The organism is Paraburkholderia sp. BL17N1 (assembly GCF_003634175.1).
Classification (GTDB): Bacteria; Pseudomonadota; Gammaproteobacteria; order Burkholderiales; family Burkholderiaceae; genus Paraburkholderia.
Genome location: NZ_RBIW01000001.1, coordinates 847,711 through 872,584 on the forward strand (window position 1 = coordinate 847,711; position 24,874 = coordinate 872,584).

The window sequence follows — 24,874 nt, forward strand, 5'->3', positions numbered from 1 at the left end:
ATGATGGCACCGGCGACACTCAGGCGACTTCGCCGCGCCCGTCGGCGAGCGTAGCGGCAGCGTCGTCAGCCTTGCCGTGCAGAAACGAGAACAGCGCCCCGGCCATGACACCGCCCGACAGGGGCGCAGCCCAGAACAGCCAAAGCTGGTCCAGCGCCCAGTCGCCGACGAACAACGCCTGGGACGTGGAGCGCGCGGGATTGACCGAGCCGTTGGTAACCGGAATCGACACCAGATAGACCAGCACCAGGCAAACGCCGACGACCAGCGGCGCGATCGGCGCCATGTCTCGCCTGTGGGCGACCAACAGGCTTGCCGTGACAAAACCGAAGGCCAGCACGAACTCGATGGCCAGCGCCGAATGCATCTGATAGTCGGCGGGAGAATGGTCGCCGAAGCCGTTTGCCGCGAACTCGCTCACGCCCAGATCGAACCCGGGACGCCCGCCCGCCACGTAAAGCAGTAGCGCGGCGGCAACGATCGCTCCGAGAATTTGCGACGCGATGTAGGGGAGCAAATCCCTGACCGGAAAACGTTGCGCGACCGTGAAACCTACGGTGACTGCGGGATTGAAATGGCCGCCGGACACACCGCCGAAGCAATAGGTGGCTGTAGCGAGAGCGAGGCCGAATGCCAGTGCTACTTCCAGCACGCCGCACGCCTGCTGGATCACACCGACGTTCAATACGATGCTGCCGCAGCCGACGAACACCAGCCACGCCGTTCCGACACCCTCGACCAACAACCGCTTACCTAACGCATCCATGCCGCCTCCTGGTTCTGTCCGCCAGGCAGACGGCATTGCACGATTGCCGCCACAAATCTGCCTGTATTCTCACGGCCCGGGCATCGCTCAGCTTGACGAAACGACTGCTTTCATCAGGAGAGCACGGAATAAAGCCGTAGTGAATTCAGAACTATGAGACGGCAACCTCCCGCAACCAATCAGAACACTCCTAAATTCCTGGTTATCCAAAATCACTTGCCGACGGCGCAGTGCAATATGCTCGCCAGATATCAGCTCAGGTCAATCCGATCTGCCGCGCGTAGTCGATCAGGTCGGCCTCCGTTTCCAGCCCGAGCTTGCGCATGGCACTGCGTTTTTGCGTACTGATGGTCTTGCCGCTGCGCTGCAGCCGCACCGCGATTTCATGGACGGCAAGACCTTGCACATAAAGCTGGAATACTTCCCACTCGCGTGCGCTCAGCATGCCGGCGCGTAGTTGCGGCGGCGCGTCGGCCGCGTCGATCGCGACCCGCACGTGTTCCGACAGATAGATGTGCCCGGCAAAAGCGGCCTCGATCGCGTCGATCAATGCTGTGACGGTCTCGCGTTTATCGACGATTCCGCTCACGCCGATATGCAACAGCCCGGACAGCATATGTGCGTGGCAGATCATGGTAAGGACCACGACGCATGGATGCGACTGGCCCCGCAGCAAGCGGCGCAGAAACGACACCGCGTTGCTGCCGCCATGAATGCCCGGCATGCTGATATCGGAAACGACGACGTCGCACGCGCGGGCGTCTAGCAATTCCGCCAGTTCGTGCGTATCGGCCGCTTCGCCGACACATTCGATGTTCGGCGCGGCTTGCAACACGCGCTTGACGCCGACGCGAACGCAGTCGTGATCGTCTGCGATGATGACACGGATCTTCTGTCTCATTTTCTATTGTCTTATCGACTGACATGCCCTGCACACGGTGTGCTTCCCCAGGCGATGCCAATGCATCTTCTATTCGCCGCGCGACGGCGCGACACGTCACTGACTTATCAGCGGCTCATCACCGCTTCGGCATGGGTTCCTCAGGGATCACACCGTACTCGACGGCAAAACGAAACAGTTCCGCGTCGCTGCGCAGAGCCAGCTTGCGCATGGCAGTGCACTTCTGCGCGCTGATCGTTTTGACGCTGCGCTCCAAACGCGCGGCGATCTCTGTCACGCCGTAACCTGACGCATATTGAGTGAACACTTCGAGTTCGCGGCGCGAGAGAATCTTCCGAACATAATCTAGCCGCTGGGTCACCGTTGCGTCGGCGATCAATGCACGCACCGCGGGCCCGACATAGCGCTCGCGCGCCAGCGCGGTGATGACGGCCACGTGAATCAGGTCGATCCGGTCGCGCTTGCTCATGAGTCCCTCGACGCCGAGCGAAATCACCTTCTGAAGTTCGGCCGCCTCGGTTTCCATGGTGAGTACGACGAGCGCGATGCCCGGGTACCGTGTCTTGAACTGTCTGACGACTTCCAGTCCGTCGCCATCCGCGCCGCCCGGCATGTAGAGATCCATGAGCACCAGGTCGCATGAACAGCGATCGATTTCCGCGAAGAGTTCGGTGGCGTCGGCTGCGCGGCCGACGATCTCCATATTCGGATAGCCGTTCATCAGGTTTTCGATCGCCAGCAGCACCAATGGATGATCGTCCGCGATGATCGCGCGAACGGGTGTGCTTACCTCAGCGGTGTCGCGCATCTTCTATTTCTCCTCCGTCCTAAGTTGACTGCTGCCTCTCCACGAACAAGACGGCTCTTCTCGCGATCATTAAATACTTCTTCGAGAATAACCATAAGATCGCTCCGAAACAACCTCGGTTAATTCGAAAAATAAATTACTTAGATATGCGATTAAAAATTAAGAATTCCATAGGCGCGCACGTAAGAGAAAAGACCGGGATCATTGGTGACTCCCAGTTTCGCCATGGCCTCGCGCTTTTGCCGAGTGACCGTGCGCCGATCACAGCCGAGCGCGGTCGCAATCTCGGAGATCGACTGGCCGCTTACCAGCAGCCTGACAACTTCGACCTGTTTGCCCGTTAAACGCGGCGTTGGCGGTGGTTCGCATTCAGGATCGTGTGGACGGGCTAGCGCTTCGATGATGGAACGGCCGAGGTACGCGTGACCATCTCGAGCCACCATGATCGCCTGCCGGAGCTCGTCCATCGACTCAGCTTTGCCGACCATGCTCACGGCGCCGTCCGACACGATGGCGCGAAGAATCGCGGGGTTGGTCAGAGTTGTCATCACCACGACGCGCAATTGCGGCCAGCCACCGCGGATTCGTCTCACGAGATTGAAGCCGTCGTTCACGGCGAACGAAAGATCTGGCATCGAGAGATCGGTGACGAGCACATCGCAGGGCGTGCTCCGCAGGCGTTCGATCAGCGAAACAGGATTCGTCGCCTGATCGACGACGGTGACGCCGGCCTCCATTTCCAACGCGGCACGGACGCCAAGGAGAACGAATGGATGATCGTCCGCCAGGATAATTCGAATATTCACCAGGATTTTCTCTCGTTTGTTGTAGGAGTGAATGCGCATACGCAGAAAAATCCGAACGACTCTACGTCTGCCTTAACGGCCGGCTTGGCAACGCACAGCGCGCCAAGGCAGCCATAAAATCACCGCCCAAACATTACGAAAATCGGAGCGCTCCGAATCCTGCACAGAAACTAATAACCCATCGCGGATCTATCAGAAGAAGAAAATCTAAATACGCAAAATGAATAATTCGTCTTTTTGAGCCGCGCATTTTCGGCGGAACTTGGCGACTCGATCATTCGCCGCGGAATTCCGATGCACCGTCTGACCCAAACCGCTTGAGGAACCCGCCGCGCCCGCCCTTCGCATGGCCAACAACCGGCGCCGCGGCTCGTCAGGTTGCGTCGCAAGCGCGCGCCGTCCTCACTTTGGTTTCTCGTGCCGCGCGCGGGAACACGGGCAACGCGATCAGCGCGCATACACTGGTCACCGCCCATACCATCGGCCACGAACCTATCGACAACAGCGGCGGAATCGCCAGCGGCGTCAGGAACAGCGCAAGAAACACACAGGTGTTGCCGATCGCGAGCGCGGTGCCCGCACGGCTCGTCCCAGCCAGCGTGGCGAGTTCCGTGAACGCCACGCCGTGCCATGCCGACGCGCTCACGCCGCCCAGCACGACCATCACTGCGAACACGGCCGTCATCGTCGTGTGATTCATGCGGGCGAGACCCGTCAGCAGCGCGAGCGAAGCGAACAGCACCGCCGTCAGCAGACTACAGGCGCGCATGTAGCCGCGCCGGTTGCCGCGCCGGTCGGTCCAGCCGCCGCTCCAGACCCGCGCGATCGCGGCACCCGTTTGCACCGCGACCATCGTCACGCTGATCGCCAGCACGCCGGCGCGGCTGAAATCGTGGAGAAACACAGTGCCGAACGTCACCACGGCGAGTTGCGGCACGCACAACGCGCCGGCGCCGAGCGCCACGCGCCAGATGCCGATCTCGCGCAATGGCGAGACCCTGGCGGGCACACCGTTCGCCGCGGCCGTGTCGCGGACTTCACGGGCACCATCCGCTCCGGTATGAGAAGGTTCATGCAACCAGCGCCACGCGAACCCCGCCGTGATCGCGCAGGCAAGCGCCAGCACGCCATAGGCGCTCGCGAAACCGAAGCGCGACGCGAGCACCGGCAGCAGCAATGCGCCGACGCCGCCGCCCGCTGGCACCGCGGTCTGGCGAATACTCATGGCCAGGCCGCGCTCGCCCTCGCGAAACCACGCCATCACCGCGCGGCCGCTCGAACCGTTGACACTGCCGCCGAACAGTCCGACCAGCAACAGGCCGAGCGCGAGCGCCATCACGCCTGGCACGTGCGCACCAGACGGCACGACGAACAGCGCCAGGCCAGCCAACGCGGCCGCGGTCGAAAGCAGTCCGAGCAGCAGGACGCGCCGGTCGCCCCAGCGGTCGGTCAAGAGCCCCCACGGCAATTCGCTGACCGCGATGCCGAGGCCGAGCATGCCGAGCACGAGGCCCAGCCCCTCGTTGCCGAGGTGGTAACCCGAGCGCAAGAAAACCGCTGTCGTCGGAATCCCCGAGAACGCAGCCGAAAAGCTCGCGTTCGCGGCGAAGCCGACACCCAGCACTTTCCACCGATGACTTGCCGTCAGCCCGCCGGATAACACTAAGCCCGCAATTGTTTCGCTCCCCATGACACCCTCCGCAAAGAATCTGGGGGTATCCTACGGCTGGGCTTTCCATCGGAAAAGCCGGAAATTCAGATGACTTCCATCGGATATGCCGAATCATGAGCCAACGTGGATTTGACCTGACGCAGTTGCGGACCTTCGTCGCCGTCGCCGAATCGGGCAGCGTTTCGGCGGGCGCGGAGCGGGTATTCCTGTCGCAGTCGTCCGTGAGCGAGCAGTTGAAGAAACTCGAGGAGCGCGCCGGCCAGCCGCTGTTCGTGCGCAGCAAGCAGGGCGTGAGCGCCACGCCGGCCGGCAGCCGGCTGCTCGACCACGCGCGGCGCATCATCGCCATGAGCGAAGCCGCGTTCGAAGACCTGCAAGGCCGCTCGCTCGACGGCGAATTGCGTATCGCCATCACGGACTACTACCGTCCGCACGACATCGCGCGCATTCTCAAAACGTTCTCGGAACAGCACCCGCGCCTGAAGCTGCACGTCACCGTGCAGCCAAGCGCGGTGATCGACAGCAATGCGGGCGACGATGCGTCGTTCGACATCGGACTCTCACTGCGGCTCGTGGCGGACAACACGCGCGCCGCGGGCCGGCGCGCCGGCGCGCAAAGCACGGTTGTGCGGCGCGAGAAACTGCTGTGGGTCAGCGCGGCCGATTCAGGTCCGCGGCCGGCCACGCCCTATTCACTCGTATTGCTGCCGTCGAGCTGCCAGTTGCAGCGCTTCGTCGTGAAGCTGCTGGACGAGCACAAGGTGCCGTACGTGGTGTCGCACTCCGCATCGGGCGTGGCCGGTTTGCAACTCGCGCTGAAGGCCGGGCTCGGCATTTCCTGCCTGAACGAATCGTCGATTGGCGGCGGCGTCGTGGCATGTCCGGCGAGCGTGGGCTTGCCCGCATTGCCCGCCGTCGAGTTTCATCTGTTGCCTGGGCGAATAGGCGAAAGCGAACTCGTCAGCAATGCTCGCGCGGCCTTGAAGGCACTTTTCAGTTGACTCATGGATGATGGGCTCACGCCGTCTCGCAGACGCTCGTGCCTCATCATCAAACAATCACATTCACGCGATAACGTCGGCGGACGAGGCGAACCGCGCGGGAAATGTTGAAAGCCCTCTAATCGACGCCTATCATGATCAGGTATCCCGTCGAACGAGCTTGTGTTTGCTATTGACGCGTCGACCGAAATCCTGCAACCTCATACACGCTGCTGAACGTTTCAAGCGTTAATTCCCGCAGCCCGAAAGCCGCCACCCACCGGCGCATTCAGGCAGATCGTTGTTTATATAAAGCAATCGCATCGCCGTAGCGAATCATCACTCGCCGTCCAGAACAAGTCCGTTTCGATTTGCTGTTCTTGCAGTCGCTATACAAGAAAAATATCGGCAGAGTGGACATAGATCATCTGTCGGCTTCGCATGCGAATCCACGTGCGAATGCGCGAGAGATAATCGAGAACAAAGAATTCCCCAATCGAGGCCTGGCGTGCATCGTCGAACTATCGGATCGTCGGTTCTGTTTGCGCTTTACGTCATGTGGAGCGGCGTGGCATTCGCCGCCGACGCGTCCGGCGCCATGCCATCGGCCATGGACGAGCGTGTGCGTGCCTGCACCTCGTGTCATGGCGTGCAGGGCCAAGGCCTGAACAACGATTACTTTCCGCGCATTGCCGGCAAACCGGCCGACTATCTGTTCAATCAGTTGACCGCGTTCCGCGACGGCGGCCGCACCTATCCGCCAATGGGCTATCTGCTCGCGTTCCTGCCCGACGACTACCTTCGCAAGATCAGCCAGTATTTCGCCGATCTGCAGCCGCCCTACCCCAATGCCGATCAAAGCAACGTTGCGCCTGCCGTGCTCGCCGCCGGACGGCGCCTCGTCACGCAGGGCGATCCGGCCCGCAAGATACCGGCATGCATTGCGTGCCATGGCGCGCGCATGACCGGCACGCAACCTGGTATTCCCGGCTTGCTCGGTCTGCACGCGAGTTATATCGCCGGACAGATGGGCACCTGGCGCTCGGGCACGCGGCACGCGTTGGCGCCGGACTGCATGCATTCGATCGCGGTCAAGCTGACCGACAAAGACATCACCGCGGTATCGAGCTGGCTTGCGCGCCAGCCGCGTCCGGCCGATCCGCGGCCCGCACCGGCGTCCGCGGAACGGCTGCCTCTCGCCTGCGGGAGCCAACCGCAATGAAGCCGACCTTCCGCTCTCCGGGCACTTTGCGCGCCGCTTTGATTGCCGTGATGAAGCGCCGTGGCGCACCCGCATCGCTCGTGTCCGGTCTGCTGGTTGGCGGGCTGATCGTGGCCGGTAGCGCCGCGCTTCTGCGTGCGTCGCCTACGCCCCTGCTGATCGCCGAAGCCCGCGCCGCCGAGACCGCCACGGCATCCGCGCCGGCCGCCGACACGCGCCCCGACATCGTCAAACGCGGCGAGTATCTCGCGCGCGCCGGCGACTGCGTCGCCTGTCACACGGCGCCGCGCGGCAAACTGTTTGCCGGCGGCCTCGCGATGGAAACGCCGTTCGGCACGCTGTATTCGCCGAACATCACGCCGGACGCCCAGTTCGGCATCGGCACGTGGAGTCAGGATGCCTTCTTCAAGATGATGCGCACCGGCCGCACGCCGGACGGCACGCTGATCTACCCGGCCATGCCGATCGCGCAATACACCAAGGTGACGCGTGAAGACTCGGACGCGATCTTCGCGTTTCTGAAGACGGTCACCCCGGTCCGCGAACCGAACCGCAAGCACACGCTGCGCTTCCCGTTCAACCAGCGCAAGCTGCTCTATGGCTGGCGTACGCTGTATTTCCGCGAGGGCGAGTTCCAGCCCGATCCGACCAGATCGGTCGAATGGAACCGCGGCGCGTATCTGGTCGAAGGTCTCGGGCACTGCACGATGTGCCACACCAAGATCAACATGCTCGGCGGATCGTCGCAAAGCGAGCAGTTCGCGGGTGGACTGATTCCGGTGCAGAACTGGTACGCGCCGTCGCTGACCTCGGACAAGGACGGCGGCCTCGGCGACTGGAGCATCAAGGACATCGTCGATCTGCTGCAAGCGGGCATTTCCGATCGCGGCGCCGTGTACGGGCCAATGGCCGAAGTCACGTACCACAGCCTTCAGTACATGACCGAAGAAGACGTCAAGGCGATGGCCGTTTATCTGAAGACCTTGCCGGACAAGAGCGGCCGCAAGTCGGGGCCGTCGGCGCCTACCAATACCAACGTGTTCGCGCTCGGCGAAAAGATCTATGCCGACAAGTGCGCGCTCTGCCACGGCGCGAAAGGCGAAGGGAAACTGCAGCATTACCCGCCGCTCGCCGGCAACCAGTCGATCGAAATGGACTCCGCGGTCAATCCGATCCGCATTGTGCTGAACGGTGGATTCCCGCCAGGCACCATGCGCAATCCGGAACCGTACGGCATGCCGCCTTTCGGGCAGGAACTGAACGACACCGACGCCGCCGCCGTGGTCACCTATATCCGCACTGCGTGGGGCAATCACGGCCAGCCCGTGACGTCCCGCCAGGTCAACGAGTTGCGCAACGCGCCGCTGCATTGATGCGCTGCATTGGAGAACCTTTAGATGGAAGCGAACGATACCCGCAGCGCGCCGCCAACCGATAGCGAAGTGGAACGCGTCGTCGCGGCCGGCCCGCATGGCGCGATCGCCGTGGCCGGTGTGGCCACGCTGATCGTCATGGCGATCTGGTTCGGCTTCTACTTCGTCGTGTTTCTGCCGCGCGGCGTCGTTCACTGATCATGTCGACCGATTCCAATCATCAACCGGGCGGCGGCCACGCGGTAGCCTTACGCGCCGAACGACGCTGGGCGATTTTCGCCGTCGCGCTGATCGTGCTGATGCTAGCCGTCATCGTGTTCTCCGGGCTGCATTGGGCAATGATGCCGCCCTCGCGCGTCGAAACGATCGATCCGTCGCGCCTGCAACTGTCCGGCGAATTCGTCGAAGACAATCTCGGCAGCGCGGTCGAGCCGGACGGCTCGGTGGTCGTGCGCTTTATCGCGCAGCAGTATTCGTTCACGCCGCAATGCCTGCTGGTGCCCGCCGACACGCCGATCACGATCCGCACCACCAGCGCCGACGTCGTGCACGGCCTGCTCGTCACCGACACCAACATCAACACGATGGTCGTGCCCGGCTACGTCGCCACGCTCAACACGCGTTTCGACGCGCCCGCCGATCACACCATGCCGTGCCACGAGTTCTGCGGCTTCGGCCATCAGACCATGTGGGCACATGTGAAAGTCATCGACAAAGCCACCTTCTTCGAGCAGGCCCGACAATCACGGAGGCTGAGCTGTGTTTCACGCTAAGCGACTCGTTCTCGCGCATTTCTGGCTCGCCTTCATTGCGTTTCTAATCGCGCTGCTGCTCGGCGCCTGGCAGATGCTGGTGCGCAGCCCGTTCCTGCCGTGGGTCGGCGACCCCGAGCTCTACTATCGCTCGGTGACCGCGCACGGTTCGGTGATGGCCTACGTGATGCCCACCCTCGTGTCGATGGGCTTCGGCTACGCGATCGTCGAGCTGGCTCTCGCGCAACGTCTCGTCGGTCTCAAATGGGCGTGGGCCGCGTTCATCATGCTGGCCGTCGGCGCAGTGATGGCGATGGTGCCGGTGGCGCTCGGCCAGGCTTCGGTGCTCTACACCTTCTATCCGCCGATGATCGGCAGCCCGTTCTATTATCTCGGCGTGGTGCTGGTGGTGGTCGGCTCGTGGATCTGGGTCGCGCTGATGCATGTGAATCTGCGCATCTGGAAACGCGCCAATCCTGGCAAGCCGGTGCCGCTCGCGATGTTCGCCAACGTGGCGGGTGCGTATCTGTGGGCATGGACCGCCGTCGGCGCGGCGCTGGAGATCCTGTTCCAGATCCTGCCGGTCGCATTCGGCCTGACCAACACGATCGACGCCGGCCTCTCGCGCATCCTGTTCTCATGGACGCTGCACGCGATCGTCTACTTCTGGCTGATTCCCGCCTATATCGCCTACTACACGCTGGTGCCGCGCGCGATCGGCGGACGGCTCTACAGCGATTCGATGGCGCGCGTGTCGTTCATCCTGTTCCTCGTCTTCGCCATGCCGATCGGCATCCACCATCTGTTCGTCGATCCGCAGGTCGGCTCCGGCTTCAAATTCCTGCATGCCGTGTTCACCGGCATGGTGTCGGTGCCGACACTGCTGACGGTGTTCACGATTTGCGCGTCGGTTGAAATCGCCGGCAGACTGCGCGGCGGCAAGGGCGCATTCGGCTGGCTGACCGCCTTGCCCTGGCAGAACCCCATGATGCTCGTGATCGCGTTTTCATTCGTGATGCTCGGTCTCGGCGGCGCGGGCGGGCTGATCAACATGAGCTATCAGTTGAACTCGACCGTGCACAACACGCAGTGGGTGACCGGGCACTTTCATCTGATTTTCGGCGGCGCGATCGTCATCATGTACTTCGCGATTGCCTATGAGCTGTGGCCGCAACTGACCGGCCGCGCGATCGCGTCGGTGAAGCTGGTGCGCACGCAACTGTGGCTGTGGTTTATCGGCATGATGGTGGTGACGCTGCCGTGGCATTACGTCGGCCTGCTCGGCGCGCCGCGCCGCATGGCCTACTACGATTACAACGCTCTCGGCTTGCAGTCGCAGGCGTTCTGGGTCGGCATGTCGGCGGTGGGCGGATTGATCCTCGTGGCGTCCGGCGTGCTGTTCATCTACATCCTCGTGAAGTCGCAATTCGGTCCACTGGTTCAGCAGCAGGTCTTCCGCTTTGCGAGCGCGGCTCAACCGGTGGACCGTGTACCGGCCGCGCTCAATAGCTTCGGCTTGTGGGTGGCGTTGATGATCGGACTCACGGTCGTCAACTACAGCGTGCCGATCGTGCAGTTGCTCAGATTGCCGCAGACCTCCGTGCCGGCAGTCGTCGTCGGAGCGCAGCGATGAATCAGGAACGCGTCTTCAGCTTGCGCAACCCATGGTTCACCGTGAGCGTGGGCGGCACGATTGCGATTGCTATCGTGGGAATACTGATCGGCTTCATCTGGCTGCCATCGGCAAGCCAGTCGTTCGGCGATCGCGGCTTGTGGGCGACGATCTGCAGCGCCGCGGGTGCGCCGTCGAGCTGGTATGGCGGCAGCAATCTCGCCGGCCCGGCGCCTAGCGACGTCGTGGTCCTGCCGCCGTTGCGGCGCGTGCGGGCCGACGCGAATTCGATCGGCCGTGGCGCGACGATCGCGACACAGAATTGCTCGATGTGCCACGGCGTACTTGGCACGGTGCAGGTGACCGCGCCGGCGTTGGCCGGCCAATATGCCGATGTGGTCTACAAGGAATTGCGCGACTACCAGAACGGCGTGCGCCAGAACGCGATCATGCAACCGATCATCGCCGCGCGCAGCGATCAGGATCTGCACGATCTGGCGGCTTACTACGCGTCGCTGCCGAGAGGGCCCGCGGCGGAAACCCTGCCCACTGGCGTCGGACCGGATGCGAACGCGGTGAAACTCGCCATGCAGGGCGATCCGCAGCGCAATATCGCGCCGTGCGCCGCGTGTCATGGACAACTCGATCGCAAGGGCGCGGCGCCGTGGCTTGGCGGGCAGTCGTCGATTTATCTCGCCGCGCAGATGCGCGCCTTTGCTTCCGGCGCGCGGCGCAACGACATCAATGAACAGATGCGCAACGTGGCGCGCCAAATGACGCCCGCGGAGATCGACAGCGTGGCGAAATATTATGCGGCCATGCAGTAACGGCCGCTTGTCCGCGCGACGCGTTGTGTCGCTAAGACTGCGCGCGCCGTCGCGTCACCACCACCGACCTTGAGCCGTCGCCATCCCCGGTGCGGCTTGTCCGGAAGACTCAACAGACCGCGGCGTAAAGTAACCGCTGATGCTACGCCGTCGCAAGTTCGCCTGCACCGGCCGTGTTCGGCGTAGCAGCCGAACTGCCGCGCCGCCCGGCAAACGAAGACGAAGACACCGCACCGCTGCCGGTCTGGAACACCGACACAGCCGACGTCAACCGCCGCGCCTGCTCTTCCAGCGAACTCGCGGCAGCCGCTGCCTGCTCGACCAACGCGGCGTTCTGCTGCGTCACCTCGTCCATCTGCGCGACCGCGAGATTGACCTGATCGATGCCCGTGCTTTGCTCGAGAGCAGCCGCCGCGATTTCACCCATGATCGAACTCACGCGCGCAATCGCGCCGACGATCTCGGTCATCGTCGAACCCGAGCGTTGCACCAGTTGCGAGCCGGCCTGCACGCGCGCCGTCGATTCGTCTATCAAGCCCTTGATCTCCTTGGCTGCCGCCGCGCTGCGTTGCGCGAGCGAGCGCACCTCGCTCGCCACCACCGCGAAGCCGCGCCCCTGCTCGCCGGCGCGCGCAGCTTCAACCGCGGCGTTCAGCGCCAGAATATTGGTCTGAAACGCGATCCCTTCGATCACGCCGACAATGTCGGCAATCCGTCGCGAATCGTCGACGATGCCGTGCATCGTGCCCACCACCTGCTCCGTCAGATCGCCGCCTTGCGCGGCCAGCGTGGACGCGCCCTGCGCGAGCGAGCTGGCCTGCTTCGCGTTGTCCGCCGTCTGCTTGACCGTCGAGGTGAGCTGTTCGATGCTCGCCGCCGTTTCTTCGAGCGACGCGGCCTGTTCCTCGGTACGTTGCGACAGATCGGTATTGCCTGCGGCAATCTCGCTCACGCCGGTGTCGATGGATTCCGTGCCTTGCCGCACCGAGTTCACCGTCGCGATCAGCGATTCCTGCATCTTGCGCAGCGCGGCCGCGAGACGGCCCATTTCGTTATGGCTGCCCACGACGATCTGGCCGGTCAGGTCGCCATTGGCGATGCGCTGAAACTGGGCGATGGTGGCGTCGACCGGACGGACAATGGCACGCACCAGCACCGCGCGGCCGATCCATGCACCCAGCAGCGATGCCGCCATGCCGATCGCCACTGCAACGCAGATCGCGTAGAACAGATCCTGCGCATCCTGATAGCGTTGTGCACCGTGATCGAGTTGCAACTGTTCGAGCGTGAGCATCGCCTTTTCGTACGCGCTGTAGAGCGACGGCAGCTTGTGCGCCTGCAATTGCTGGAAGGTCGTCTTGTCGCCGGATTTGAGCGCGGCGAGCGCCGGATCGACGCCTTCGTGCAGGAAGGTGTCGCGCTTGTCCTGCATGTCCTTGATGAGGCGTTGTTCGTCGGCGTCCGTGCTCGCGCGGCTCAAATAGTGGGCAAGCCGGTCGTTGGAGGCTTTCTGGTATTGATCAAAACGCTTGAGCACGGCATTCGCACCGTCCTGATCGTTCAGGTCGACCAGCGATGCGTATGTCGCCAGCGCGAGACGCAGGCGCAACAACTGCCCGGCGCTGCCTTCCAGGTCGGCGACAGCGGGCGTGTCCACGGTGTACATCTGCTGCAGCGAAGCATTGCTCGAACGCAGCGACAGCAAGCCGGCGGCGGCGCCGAACAGCAGCACGACGCCGAAGAACACGATCATCAGGGTGAGGCAGGTGCGAATCGACAGATTTTTTAACATCGGGCTTGTCTCCGTTGGGCTGCCTGACCGAATGTTCAGTAGATGCCTCGGCCACGCGTGCTGCGCCCCAAGCCCGTTCGGCCAGGTCCGCAACTCTTGTCTAAATTTAAGCGAACGCCACATATAAGGACTACGGCTCAATCTCGAAAAACTTTATGGTGGCTGGCGCATGGGCTTACGCTACATCAACATACGGGTGCATATGAAGGGCGATTCGCACGGGGCATTGCGGGACTACCCGGGTTCTCGCTGGGCGGCGCTTGATGGAAAGTGGCGGGATGTATCCACGGAGCACGGCGATGTCGGAAATAGGCTCGGCGGTGGTGGTTTTTGTTCTTCTGCTCCTCGTGACCGCAGCCGGGGTGTGCGTGCGCCCCCTCCTGCCCGAAGAGCACAAGGCGCACGAGACGGTGCAGTTGATCCAGCTGGTGATCGGCATGCTGGTGACGTTCGCCGCGCTGGTACTCGGCTTGATGACGGCGTCCGCGAAATCCAGCTTCGACACCGCCTCGAACGATTTGCGCGCCTACGCGGCCGATCTGATCGAGTTCGACACCACCCTGCGCGACTACGGCACGCAAACCGAACCGGCCCGGCATTTGTTGCGCCAGTACACCGCCGCGGCGATCGCATCGACGTGGCCTGCCGAAACGCCGCCCACTGGCGACTATCCGAAAGACATAGGGTCGCAAAACAACTCGCAGAAACTGGAAAGCGTGCGGCTCGGCGACATGCTGAGCGCCGTGGGCCGGGAGTTGCGGGCGCTACGGACGCCCGACCCGTTACGGCAGCGCGCGCTCGATGACGGGCTGAAGCAATACCGGCGTGTCGTGGATGCGCGGTGGAAGCTCATCGAGGAAGCGCACAGTTCGATTTCCCAGCCTTTTCTCAAGACATTGACGTTCTGGCTGGGTGTGATCTTTCTGAGTTTCGGCCTGATCGCGCCGCGCAATGCGTTGGCATTGGTCACGATTTCGCTGGGCGCGGTGTCGATTGCTTCGGCGATCTACGTGATTGTGGATCTGGATACGCCGTTTACGGGGCCGATCGTCATTTCCAGTGCACCGTTGAGAGACGCGCTGGATCATTTGAGGCGGTGAGCGTCGCGCGGGCGTCACGGGACGAGCGCGTCGAACTCCGCAATCCGCCGCGCCCGTTCGATGACCGGCCGGTCCACCAGTTTGCCATCCACCGCGAACGCGCCTTGCGGATGCTCGCGAGAAGCGGCTAGAACGCGCGATGCCCAGCGCCGCTCGTCTTCGCTCGGTGCGAAGCCGCTGTTGACCGGATCCACCTGTCGCGGATGAATGCACAGCTTGCCGCCGAAGCCGAAGCGCCGCGCAGTGGCCACATGCCCCGTCAGGCGCGCGAGATCGTCGAGTTCCAGCGTCACACCGTCGATCGGCGCGGGCAGACCCGCATAGCGCGATTCGATGACCATCTGCGAGCGCACGTAGTTCAGTTCCACGCCAAGCCCTTCGATGCCGGCATCGCCGCAAAAGTCCACCGTGCCGAAAGCGAGCCGCATGACCGACGGCGAGGCGGCAATTTCCCGCATCGCCACTACGCCGGCTACGGTTTCGATCAACGCCACGATGCGCATCTGCGATGGCAGCCGTGCGGCGACATCGGCGAGTTGCCTCGCGCTGTCCGACTTCGGCAGCATCATCGTGGAAATGCCGGACGCGCGCACCATGTCCAGGTCCTCCACATGCCACGGCGTGTCCACCGCATTCACGCGCACGATCAGCCGTGTAAGGTCCGCCGTCGATAGCCAGCGTTGCAGGCCTTCGCGCGCAGCTTGCTTGGCCGCCGGGGCTACGGCGTCTTCGAGATCGATCACCACCGCGTCGGCGCCGGTGTCGAGGGCCTTGCTGAAGCGCTCGGGGCGGTCGCCCGGCACGAACAGATAACTGCGTGCGTCCATGTTCTTCTCCTGAACGGCACGCGTCGCGATGTTGCTAGTTCGCGTGCCAGTCGCGTTGAAACGTTTCGGAATAACTGTAGCGATCCGCCGGATGCACGCTGATCGTCAGCTCGACCACCTGCGCGCGCCGGTTCAGATAGCGCCGGCATAACCACAGAGCCGGCGAACGCGGCTTCGCGTTCAAACGCTGCGCCAGCTTCGCCGGCAGCGCGACCGCGCGGATTTCCTGCTGCACTTCGGTGATCTGCTCACCGAACTGCTTTTCGATCATCGTGTAGATCGGCACGTGCGTCCGGCCGCTCAGGCCCGTCAACGAGCGAAACGCCGGGTGGATATACACCTCGGTGTGGCAGATCGGCTCGACACTCTCCGGCGACAGACGAATGCCCTCGGCCAGCAACCAGGTTTCGCCCGGCTTCGCGCCGAGCCGTTCGATCAAGTCCGGATCGTCGATCTCGACAGTCTGCGTCGACGCGATCTCCAACTCCGTATCGGTCGTATAACGGTGCAGATCGCTCAGGCGCTCCATCACCTGACGGTACGCGGTCTCGCTCTGCGTGGCTTTCACGCGCGTGCCGATGCCGGGCCGCCGGTCCACCAGACCGCGCTGCTCCAATTGCTTGATCGCCTGCCGCACGGTGAAGCGGCTCGCGCCGAACTGCTCGCACAGTTCGAACTCGGTCGGCAGCAACGTGCCGATGGGAAACTGCCCGCCCTGAATCTCGTTCAGGAGCGTCTGTGCCAGTTGCATATAGCGCGGCTGTTGCCCAAGGACTGTCGTGGCCATCTGGATGTGCAAAAAAGTGAGAGGGCGGACGGTTGCCCGCCCGGCCTTATTGCACCACACCCGCCTCCCTCAGCAAAGCGATCCTTTCCGCGCCGTAGCCCAGTTCGTCGAGCAGACGCTGCGTGTCCTGCCCGAGATCCGGTGCGGCGCGCGTCGGCAGCGGCTCGTCGATCCGCACCGGCGCGGCCACGCCGCGCACCTTGCCGAAGCGCGGATGCTGGGCATCCACCACGCATTCGCGTTCGGCGACGAAGGGATTCTCCAGCGCCTCCTTGACATTGAACACCGGCGCGGCCGGCACGCGGCCGCCGAAGCGTTCGAGCCATTGCGCCGTGGTCGCCGTCGAAAGCACTGCGTCGAGTTCGGTTTGCACCAGATCGCGATTCGCGAGACGCGCCTGGAAGTTGCAAAAGCGCGGATCGGTCACCCACGACGGCTTGTCGATCACTTCGGCGAGAACGCCCCAGAACTTCTCCTTGTTGCACATCAGGAAGATCCAGCCGTCCCGCGTCTTGTACAACTGGCTCGGCGTAAGCGACGGGTGCGACGAGCGGTTCTCGCGCCCCGTCACCACGCCGCCGTTCAGATACCACGTCGCGACATAGGCGAGGTTATGCAGCGCGACGTCGAAGAGACTTACGTCGATGTCGCGCCCTTTGCCCGACGTCTTCGCATCGACGAGGCCGGCGAGCAGTGCCATCGCCGCGGTCGTGCCGGTCATCAGATCGATGATCGACAGGCCGAAGCGCGCCGGCGGACTATCAGGCTCGCCGGTGACTGACAGATAGCCCGCCTCGGCTTGCATCAGATAGTCGTAGCCCGGCCATGCCGCGCGGCTGCCAGTTCGTCCATAAGCGGACAGATGCCCGCACACGATCTTCGGATTCGCCTCGCAAAGTTGCGCGTAAGTGAGCCCGAGTTTCGCCGGCAGATCGCCGCGCAAATTGTTGAACACGGCGTCGCTCTTCGCGACGAGGTCCAGCAGCACCGCGCGCGCTTCGGGCTTCTTCAGGTCGAGCGTGAGACTGCACTTGTTGCGATTGAACGCCTCGAAGAAATGGCTATCGCCCTCGCCGAAGAAATACGGGCCCACCGCGCGGCCGACGTCGCCGCCATTGCTCGGATGCTCGATCTTGATGATCTCCGCGCCAAGGTCCGCGAGATGTTGAGTAGCGAAAGGCCCGGCGCCATATTGTTCGATGGCGAGCACGCGCACGCCTGAAAGAGGCAGACTCATACCGGGCTCCGTTCGATCAATTGCTTGGCGATGATGATGCGTTGCATCTCGTTGGTGCCTTCACCGATCGTGAGGAGCGGCGCGTCGCGATACAGGCGCTCGACGTTGTATTCCTTCGAATAGCCGTACGCGCCGTGAATGCGCATGGCCTCGATGCTGTTTTCCAATGCGGCTTCGGTGGCGAAGTATTTCGCCATGCCCGCTTCCATGTCGCAGCGCTCGCCGCGGTCATACTTCTTCGCGGCGGCGTCCACCAGTAAGCGACCGGCTTCGACGCGCGTGGCCATTTCGCCGAGCTTCAGCTGGATCGCCTGGTGTTCGCAGATGGGTTTGCCGAAGGTTTTGCGCTGCTGCGAATAGCTGACCGATTCGTCGAGCGCGGCTTGCGCGACGCCGACGCCGCGCGCCGCGACATTGATACGGCCGAGTTCGAGGCCGCCGAGTATCTGCTGCAGACCCTTTCCTTCCACGCCGCCAATCAGCGCATCCGTGGACACGTGGTAGTCGTTGAACGACAACTCGCACGTATCGATCCCTTTGTAGCCGAGCTTTTCGAGTTGACGGCTAACCTCGAATCCCGGTCCTTTCTGCGCCAGCAACAAACTCATCCCTCGGTGACGCGGCTGCGCCGTCGTATCCGTCTTCACCAGCAGCGCCAGCGTGTTGCCGTGCTTGCTGTTGGTGATCCACGTCTTGTTGCCGTTCACGATGTATTCGTCGCCGACGCGTTTGGCGGTCGTGCGAATGGCTTGCAGATCGGTGCCGCAATCGGGCTCGGTGAGGCCGATGCCGCCGCGCCATTCGCCAGTGGCGAACTTCGGCAGATATTTGCTCTTCTGCTCGGGCGTGCCGTTGCGTTGCACCAGCATGGCGAGAATCAGATGCGAATTGATGATGCCGCTCACCGACATCCACACCCGCGAGATGCGCGCGACGATCTGCGCGTAGGTCCGAGTCGACAGACCCAGCCCGCCATACTCGGGATCGATGATGCAGCCGAACAGACCCATCTCCTTCATCTTCTCGACGATCTCCGCTGGATAGATATCGTCGTGATCGAGTTGGTGAACGTAAGGACGCACCTCGGTTTCGAGAAAGCGGTCCAGCATGTCGAGAATCAGTTGATCGTTTTCCAGCGTGTCGAGTTCTGTTGCGGTCATGATGACGTCCTTAGGATGCAGTGTGTCCGGCAAGCGTATCGGCGAGCGTGCGGGCCGGCTGTTCGTCGAGTTGCAATACGGCTTGGGCGATCTGTTCGGCGGCACCGCGCGAGACGCTACGCTGCGCGTTCGCGTAGAACTTGGCGACGATGTCGTCGTTGCTCACGGGCCGGTCCGCGCAGCCGCGATTGATCGCCTCGCGATGCGCGACGCGCGAGCCGTCGCTGCGCTCCACCACGACTTCGCCGGTGTAGTGGCGCGGGAAGGTCGTGTCGGGGTCGATTTCATAGTCGACTTTTGCGGCAAGTGCGAGCACCGCGGGGTCGGCGAGCGCGGCCGGTTCGAGTTCGTCGAGCGTGAAGCGGCCTTTGAGCAAAGCGGTGGCGACGATGTACGGCACGCTGAATTGCGCGTCGTAGGCCGTGACCGGTTTGCGCTTTGCGTCGACCGGTTCGCACACGATTTCCACCGTGCCGCGCGGCACTTTGGCGATCACGCGTTTGATCGAGTCGAGCGAATTCGCCGAGAAGCGATGTTCACGATTGAGTGCGATCGCCGCGTCGGCGACTGCATGCGTGAAGTGGCATGCCGGTAGCGGTTTGATCGCCACTTCGTCGATCTGCCAGGTACTGCCGAGGCCTTCTGTGGCGAGTTCACGATCGGCCGCGTCGAGCGGCTTGCCGAGGTGGCTGGCGTAGAGGCCGAAGCGTCCTTCATAGGCCAGACGCGGGCCGGTGAAACCGTGCTTCGCGAGCGTCGCCGCTGTAATGGCCGAGGCCGCCGCGAAACCAGGATGAGCGCGCTTGGTCCACGCGCCGTCTTCGAGGAATTCGAGGCTGCCAGCGGCCATCGAAAGAACGATGCCTTGTGCGTTCGCCACGCGGGCCTCGTCGAGTTGCAGCAATCTGGATGCGGCGACCGCGCAGCCGAATGCGCCGACCAGACCCGTCGGATGGAACCCGGCGTCGTGAAACCCGCCCTTCGCCGCCGATGCCACACGCGTCGACACTTCCATGGCGACGATGTATGCAGCCAGCAGGTCCGCGCCGCTCACGCCGTCGCGGTCGGCAAGCGCGAGCACGCAGGGCAATGCGCTGGTGGTCGAGTGAATGACGCCGCGTGAATGCGTGTCGTCGAAGTCGAGACCGTGAATCAGCACGCCGTTCATCATCGCGGAATCGCGCAAGGCGAGTCGCCGGCCATAGCCGATGACCGGTGAAGCGCCGCTGCCAAGCTCTGAGAACGCGGCAAGCGAAACATCCGCATATGGATAACCGCGCGACGCGAATGCAATGCCGACGGCGTCGAGAATCAGGTGCTTCGCGCGGGTTTGCACGGCGCGCGGTACATCGCTCAATTGCAGGCCCAGGCCGAAGCGGGCGTATTGATCGGACAGCGTGACGGAGGAATCGAGTGAAGTCATGAGCTTTAACCTTGCTGGGTAGCGGGTAGCGAATCAGAGTCGGTGTCGAGGCTCGGCGAGATCCGCTCGAGCGCATGCTGGTTGGTTTCCACACGCAGCAGCAGAATCCCGAACACCAGCAACGCGAGGACGCTGCTCACCATGGCCAGCACGCCGGACACGCCGAACGAGTTGTAGAGCAGCACCGCCAGATACGGCGTGCTCATGGAGGCAGCCCGGCCGCAGACACCCGCCGTGCCGGTGCCGCGCAGGCGCAGTTCAGTCGGAAACAGTTCCGGGATGTAGGCGAACAAGCCCAGCGTGGTGACCGTATAGATGCAGGTGATCAACACGAAGCCGACGCTGCTGATCGCCCACCCCGTATGCATGTTCGGATAGATGAAGCCGACCACGATCGTGGCGATCGCGAAGATCACAAGGCCGCGCGCCCGTCCGATGCGGTCCGCGCAGAAGAAGCCGACCAGTGCGCCGCCCGGCGCGCCGAACGCCATCAGCGTCGTGAAGCCTAGCGATTGGACAATGGTGAGGCCTTCCTTGACGAAGAAGGTCGGCAGCCATGCAACAAAACCGTACACCGAAATATTCACGGCGACTGCAGTGAGAATCGCGACCAGCGTGCGGCCGAACATGGCGTGCGAGAACAATGCGGAAAATGGGGCTTTCGGCACTTCGAGACTTTCGGTGCGTTCGACAGGCGGCAACGGACCTCGCTGACGCTGCACCTCGTGCTCGATAGCGGAGACGGTCGCCTCAGCTTCTTCACTGCGTCCAACCGATTCGAGCCAGCGCGGTGACTCCGGCATCCGATGCCGCAGCACCCACACGATGATCGCGCCGACCCCGGCAATGGCGAACATATAGCGCCAGCCGAGATGCGGAATCACGACGTAACCCACCGCCGTCGACACCAGCAATCCGGAATTGATGATGAGGGCGAGTAAGGCGGTCCAGCGTCCGCGTGATGCGGGCGGGATGAATTCACACAGAGTGCCTGCCGCGACCACCAGTTCGGCGCCGAGGCCGACGCCCATGATCAGCCGCAGCACGATCAGCCACATCATATTCGGCACGAAGCACGCGGCAATCGACGCGAGCCCGAAGATCAGCAGGTTCGTCTGATATGACGAGCGGCGGCCGAAGCGGTCGCCCAGATAGCCGGCAAAACCCGCGCCGATCAGCATGCCGAGAAAGGTCACCGAGATGAAAAGCGCGTTCAGCTTCAGATCCGAGAAGCCCGCCTTCACCATCGCGCCGAGCGCGCCGGCCGCGAGATAGATGTCGAAGGCGTCGAGAAAGGCGCCCGCGCTGATGAGCCCGAGAACCTTCCAGTGAAAGGACGCGATGGGCAGGCGATCGAGTCGCGCGCCCGAGTTGACAATACCGATAGCCACCTTTGTCTCCTTGGTGTGCGTGCGGCTGCGTTGGCGCTCGCCGCATCGCGACGCCTGTTCGGACGTCGCCGGAATCCACGCACTGACTGCTCTTGCTGGCAGATGTGCGCTGTTTTGCTGCTGGTCGTTCTCAGACTGGGCGGGCCCTCGGCCCGAACATGCGGCGGTTGACGCCGGACAACGCGTCGATCAATCGCCCACTCCGTGCCCGCGCGCCGGCACCAAGGCGCTGCGCACGAAATCCATGATCGGCGCGCCGTCCTGCTTGAACGCGCGGGTCTGCACGGTGACGATGCCCTGCCCCGGACGCGACTTCGACTCGCGCTTTTCGAGCACTTCGGATTCCGCATAGATCGTGTCGCCGCAAAACACCGGGCCGGTCAGACGAATCTCTTTCCAGCCGAGGTTGGCGATCGCCTTGCCGCTCACGTCGTTTACCGACAGACCCAGCACCACGGCAACCGTCAGACCGCTATTGACGAGCAGGCGGCCGAACTCGCTTTTGGCGGCGTAGGCGGCGTCGCAGTGCATCGGATGGAAGTTCATCGTCAGCAGCGAGAAGTGGATGTTGTCGGCTTCGGTAATAGTGCGCCCGGGTCGGTGTTCGTAGATGTCGCCCACCTGAAAATCTTCGAGGTAGCGGCCGTAGCTGGCGCGAATGCGGTTTTTGACTGCGACGTCGGACTCCATGCCTGTCTCCTGTTTCGAGTAACTTATCCGTCTTTGTTACTTTGTCCGTACAAAGTGTGGTTTGAGTATTGTCTTCGGAGGGGGGAATGTCAAGGTGGTATTCGTGGAGTCGGCGCGCAATCGGCGTAAATGCGCCGCTGAGGCACGCCAGTGCTCGTGACCAGGTTTATCCCTGGCAGGTGGTCAGGGACGGAGGCGACGGGTCTACGTCAGAGTTGACCAAGCCACGTGCAAATAAAAAACCCCGCTGCTTGAGCGGGGTTCATTGCATCAGTTCTGCGCGAGTGCGGATGAATCAGAAGGGTTCTGGCTTGTAATTGTGTAAACCATCTCGCCTTTCACCCTTCAATCGCCGCGAAGGGGGTGTCGGGGGGTAGAAACGTAAACTTCGAATGGAGGCGCTACGTTGGCCTATCGGTCGATGCGCAGCGCGCTGGAACAAACCCAGTTTACGCGCGCTGTCGCGTAGCTCCAGCGTCAAATGCGAACACTTTCAATGCAGCTTCCGGGTAAGACGTGGTCTTCATGTAGTCGTATATCCTGCAGGTAAACGGATTTCGTGAGACTGGGGCTGAGTTAGTGAGACTGGAAAGACGGAATTGATGAGACTGCCACGACTGAAAACCCGGCAAGTGCGCAACGGTCCGATATTGCGCCATCGAGGACGGGGCGTTCGATCGACGCCTCATCTGTCTCCAGGGCTGGACCGTCCCTGATCGGCCGAGGCCGTGTGAAAACGCGAAAGTACTCGGTTTTCGGGTGTCGCTTTACCCTTCCCAAGTGGCAACCAAGCCAATACAGCGCGATCTGAAGGGTCGATTTTTCAGGAGACCACATTCGGCGCGCGTTTTCACACGGCCTCGACCCACTACGGCCAGACGATCCCGTCCAAAGCGGTCAGTCAGCCGTATCAGGGATTTGCGCACTGGAGCACCTTGAAGCGGCCGTTGGCGACCTCACCCTGTCGGCCAGTGGATAGGGGTAGGAAACGGCGATCGCCGTCCCCTCCCTCCGAACCCGGTGTGCAGTTTTCCCGCGACGGGCTCTCCAGTCAGTTGTTTCCACATCGGGATTGGCGCGCCAATCGAAGGGCCTCGGACATCGTGAACAGCCCAAGATTAGCGAAGAAGGCGTTTGGCCATCGCGTGTGATCGCGAAGGCAGTGACCCTGACCCGGACGATGAAGCTGCCGGCGCAGGATCGCTCGCAGACGCCGACGAACAAAGCCGTCGACGGACGAGAAGGTGTAGCGGTGGGCGTGCTGGAAGTAGCCGAACCAGCCACGCAGGATCGGGTTGATCGACGCAATGATGGCCTCGATCGAATCGCCCCTGTTGCGCCTGGTCAGGGTGCGGATTTTGTCCCGCAGCCCCATAAGACTCTTCTTGCGCACCCAACGCTCGCCAGCTTCGAACCGGTAGCCCAGAAACTCGAACCCTTCACCCTCCAACCGGCAATCCCCGACGTGGGTTTTGTCCGGGTGCAGCGTCAAGCCGTTCGCATCGACCCAAGTCCGCATGCGCGAGAGCGCAGCTTCCGCTTCCTCGCGTGTACGGCATAGCACCACGGCATCATCCGCGTAGCGCACCATGACCAGCCCGGCTGCGCGCATTTCCACGTCAAGCTCGTGCAGGTAGAGGTTTGCCAACAGGGGGCTGATCACCGCCCCCTGCGGACTCCCAGAAGTGGGCGTCCAACGCGTCATGTCTTCCATGATGTCTTGCTTGAGAAAGGACTGGATGAGTTCCAGAACCCGGCCGTCCGCGATTCGCCCGGCCACTCTCGCAAGAAGGGGCGGGTGCGGAATCGAGTCGAAATAGCTTTGCAGGTCGGCATCGACCACCCAGCAGTAGCCCGCTTTCACATGCCGGTCCACTTCGCGCAGCGCATCCTTGCAGCCCAGGCCCGGGCGGAAGCCGTAGCTTCGCGGCTCGAACTCGTGCTCAAAGATCGGCTCGATCACCAGCTTCAGGGCCGCTTGAACAACGCGGTCCTTTACAGCGGGTATGCCGAGCGGGCGACGTCCTTTACCTTTCGGTATGTAGACGCGCCGCACCGGCTGCGGGCGGTAGCTACCATCCTGCAATGCATGCGCCAGTTCAGCGAGGTAGCGGTCCCGCGCCTGCGCGAATCGCTTCACGCTCATGCGGTCCACTCCTGCCGCCCCGGCGTTCTTCTCGACCTGAACCCATCCCAGCGCGAGCGTGTCCAGTCGAAACACCTTGTCAATCAGGCTGTGCCATTTACCTCCTTTAACTCCGTTTTGTAGAGCAGCCAACATAGCGTCCGTCCAGATTGAAGCTGACGCGAATTTCCGCTGCACGCAGCTTCCCAGCGCGTCTGCATCTCGTCTAGTCGTTTCCGACACTGGCGATGCTTCGATCTTCATCTCTGATTCCTTCCGGTCTTCTGCTATCAACTTTCCTGCCCCGCTTCCCTAGTGCGCCTTTTGCTCTGACGCAGGTTTCCACGGCTTGACGCCTCCGTGTGCAGTACTATCGGGACTCTGACTCCTGCCAGCGTTCACCTCGCCGGCAGGTCTCCCCGCTTGCTGCGTGCTACCGTCCCATCGTTCCGTCCTCAACCACGTGGTACGCCACCGCACCGCTTTATCCGCCACGACAGCGTGCTGTGTTACTTCCAGGCTTCGCCACTTTAGTGCAGGCTCGCCGCCATACCCCGCCGAAACAGGTTCGTTAACCTACGGACCGACAGTTCGCATCCGGTTACTCCCCACCCCGCCTCACG

At 62.7% G+C, this 24,874-nt stretch carries 22 protein-coding genes; 8 read left to right on the plus strand and 14 right to left on the minus strand.

The genetic code is table 11. The features are described 5' to 3' along the window. Positions 1-19: 19 nt before the first annotated feature. From aqpZ to B0G82_RS03665, 5 genes are all read right to left on the minus strand, one after another. On the minus strand, positions 20-766 hold the full coding sequence (gene aqpZ, locus B0G82_RS03645; protein ID WP_121306674.1) for an aquaporin Z: 747 nt from the start codon (positions 764-766) through the stop codon (positions 20-22). Positions 767-1,022: 256 nt separating this feature from the next. Then, positions 1,023-1,667: a response regulator transcription factor gene (locus B0G82_RS03650; protein WP_116142980.1), complete on the minus strand. Its 645-nt coding sequence runs from the start codon at positions 1,665-1,667 to the stop codon at positions 1,023-1,025. A 118-nt stretch (positions 1,668-1,785) separates the two neighbouring features. Continuing rightward, positions 1,786-2,475 carry a response regulator transcription factor gene (locus B0G82_RS03655; protein WP_121306675.1) on the minus strand — a complete coding sequence of 230 codons (690 nt, stop codon included), beginning with the start codon at positions 2,473-2,475 and terminating at the stop codon, positions 1,786-1,788. A 152-nt stretch (positions 2,476-2,627) separates the two neighbouring features. Further along, complete coding sequence (locus B0G82_RS03660) at positions 2,628-3,320, minus strand: response regulator transcription factor (RefSeq protein ID WP_199730050.1); 693 nt, start codon at positions 3,318-3,320, stop codon at positions 2,628-2,630. Positions 3,321-3,654: 334 nt separating this feature from the next. Next, positions 3,655-4,971 (minus strand): MFS transporter, encoded by a 1,317-nt coding sequence (locus B0G82_RS03665; protein WP_121306676.1) that lies wholly within the window; start codon positions 4,969-4,971, stop codon positions 3,655-3,657. A 95-nt stretch (positions 4,972-5,066) separates the two neighbouring features. On the opposite strand from B0G82_RS03665, the gene B0G82_RS03670 reads away from it, so the two are divergent. The 7 genes from B0G82_RS03670 (at position 5,067) to B0G82_RS03695 (ending at position 11,719) form a co-directional block, all read left to right on the plus strand. Next, entirely contained in the window at positions 5,067-5,954 is an 888-nt protein-coding gene (locus B0G82_RS03670) for a LysR family transcriptional regulator (protein ID WP_121306677.1), read from the plus strand. A gap of 487 nt (positions 5,955-6,441) precedes the next feature. Continuing rightward, complete coding sequence (locus B0G82_RS03675; RefSeq protein ID WP_106282060.1) at positions 6,442-7,155, plus strand: c-type cytochrome; 714 nt, start codon at positions 6,442-6,444, stop codon at positions 7,153-7,155. Next, complete coding sequence (locus B0G82_RS03680; RefSeq protein WP_121306678.1) at positions 7,152-8,528, plus strand: cytochrome c; 1,377 nt, start codon at positions 7,152-7,154, stop codon at positions 8,526-8,528. Before B0G82_RS03675 ends, B0G82_RS03680 begins: the two co-directional genes overlap by 4 nt. A 24-nt stretch (positions 8,529-8,552) precedes the next feature. Continuing rightward, positions 8,553-8,726: a hypothetical protein gene (locus tag B0G82_RS39980; protein WP_181916783.1), complete on the plus strand. Its 174-nt coding sequence runs from the start codon at positions 8,553-8,555 to the stop codon at positions 8,724-8,726. Between the two features lie 2 nt (positions 8,727-8,728). Continuing rightward, the gene (locus B0G82_RS03685; RefSeq protein ID WP_106282064.1) at positions 8,729-9,301 is read left to right on the plus strand and encodes a cytochrome C oxidase subunit II; all 573 of its coding nucleotides are present in this window, start codon (positions 8,729-8,731) and stop codon (positions 9,299-9,301) included. Beyond that, positions 9,288-10,913, plus strand: coding sequence for a b(o/a)3-type cytochrome-c oxidase subunit 1 (locus B0G82_RS03690; protein WP_121306679.1), 1,626 nt, complete (start codon positions 9,288-9,290; stop codon positions 10,911-10,913). The genes B0G82_RS03685 and B0G82_RS03690 overlap by 14 nt, the downstream gene beginning before the upstream one ends. Then, the gene (locus B0G82_RS03695) at positions 10,910-11,719 is read left to right on the plus strand and encodes a c-type cytochrome (protein ID WP_121306680.1); all 810 of its coding nucleotides are present in this window, start codon (positions 10,910-10,912) and stop codon (positions 11,717-11,719) included. Before B0G82_RS03690 ends, B0G82_RS03695 begins: the two co-directional genes overlap by 4 nt. Before the next feature lie 142 nt (positions 11,720-11,861). Here the strand turns inward: B0G82_RS03695 and B0G82_RS03700 are convergent, their stop codons facing one another. Beyond that, a complete protein-coding gene (locus tag B0G82_RS03700; RefSeq protein WP_121306681.1) occupies positions 11,862-13,511 on the minus strand; it encodes a methyl-accepting chemotaxis protein in 1,650 nt (549 codons plus the stop codon). A 299-nt stretch (positions 13,512-13,810) separates the two neighbouring features. Here B0G82_RS03700 and B0G82_RS03705 point away from each other — a divergent pair, with 299 nt between their 5' ends. Continuing rightward, entirely contained in the window at positions 13,811-14,611 is an 801-nt protein-coding gene (locus B0G82_RS03705) for a hypothetical protein (protein ID WP_121308602.1), read from the plus strand. Between the two features lie 14 nt (positions 14,612-14,625). Here the strand turns inward: B0G82_RS03705 and B0G82_RS03710 are convergent, their stop codons facing one another. From B0G82_RS03710 to ltrA, 8 genes are all read right to left on the minus strand, one after another. Next, positions 14,626-15,438: a CoA ester lyase gene (locus tag B0G82_RS03710; protein WP_121306682.1), complete on the minus strand. Its 813-nt coding sequence runs from the start codon at positions 15,436-15,438 to the stop codon at positions 14,626-14,628. A gap of 34 nt (positions 15,439-15,472) precedes the next feature. Beyond that, positions 15,473-16,225: a GntR family transcriptional regulator gene (locus B0G82_RS03715; RefSeq protein ID WP_106302037.1), complete on the minus strand. Its 753-nt coding sequence runs from the start codon at positions 16,223-16,225 to the stop codon at positions 15,473-15,475. 46 nt (positions 16,226-16,271) lie between these two features. Beyond that, a complete protein-coding gene (locus tag B0G82_RS03720) occupies positions 16,272-17,462 on the minus strand; it encodes a CoA transferase (protein WP_121306683.1) in 1,191 nt (396 codons plus the stop codon). Continuing rightward, the gene (locus B0G82_RS03725; protein ID WP_116143002.1) at positions 17,459-18,622 is read right to left on the minus strand and encodes an acyl-CoA dehydrogenase family protein; all 1,164 of its coding nucleotides are present in this window, start codon (positions 18,620-18,622) and stop codon (positions 17,459-17,461) included. Before B0G82_RS03725 ends, B0G82_RS03720 begins: the two co-directional genes overlap by 4 nt. 10 nt (positions 18,623-18,632) lie before the next feature. Further along, complete coding sequence (locus B0G82_RS03730) at positions 18,633-20,045, minus strand: MmgE/PrpD family protein (RefSeq protein ID WP_121306684.1); 1,413 nt, start codon at positions 20,043-20,045, stop codon at positions 18,633-18,635. A 5-nt stretch (positions 20,046-20,050) separates the two neighbouring features. Further along, positions 20,051-21,436, minus strand: coding sequence for an MFS transporter (locus B0G82_RS03735; RefSeq protein ID WP_121306685.1), 1,386 nt, complete (start codon positions 21,434-21,436; stop codon positions 20,051-20,053). Between the two features lie 189 nt (positions 21,437-21,625). Then, complete coding sequence (locus B0G82_RS03740; RefSeq protein ID WP_121306686.1) at positions 21,626-22,126, minus strand: MaoC family dehydratase; 501 nt, start codon at positions 22,124-22,126, stop codon at positions 21,626-21,628. A 1,051-nt stretch (positions 22,127-23,177) separates the two neighbouring features. Next, positions 23,178-24,515 (minus strand): group II intron reverse transcriptase/maturase, encoded by a 1,338-nt coding sequence (gene ltrA, locus B0G82_RS03745; RefSeq protein ID WP_121306687.1) that lies wholly within the window; start codon positions 24,513-24,515, stop codon positions 23,178-23,180. Positions 24,516-24,874 lie beyond the last annotated feature (359 nt).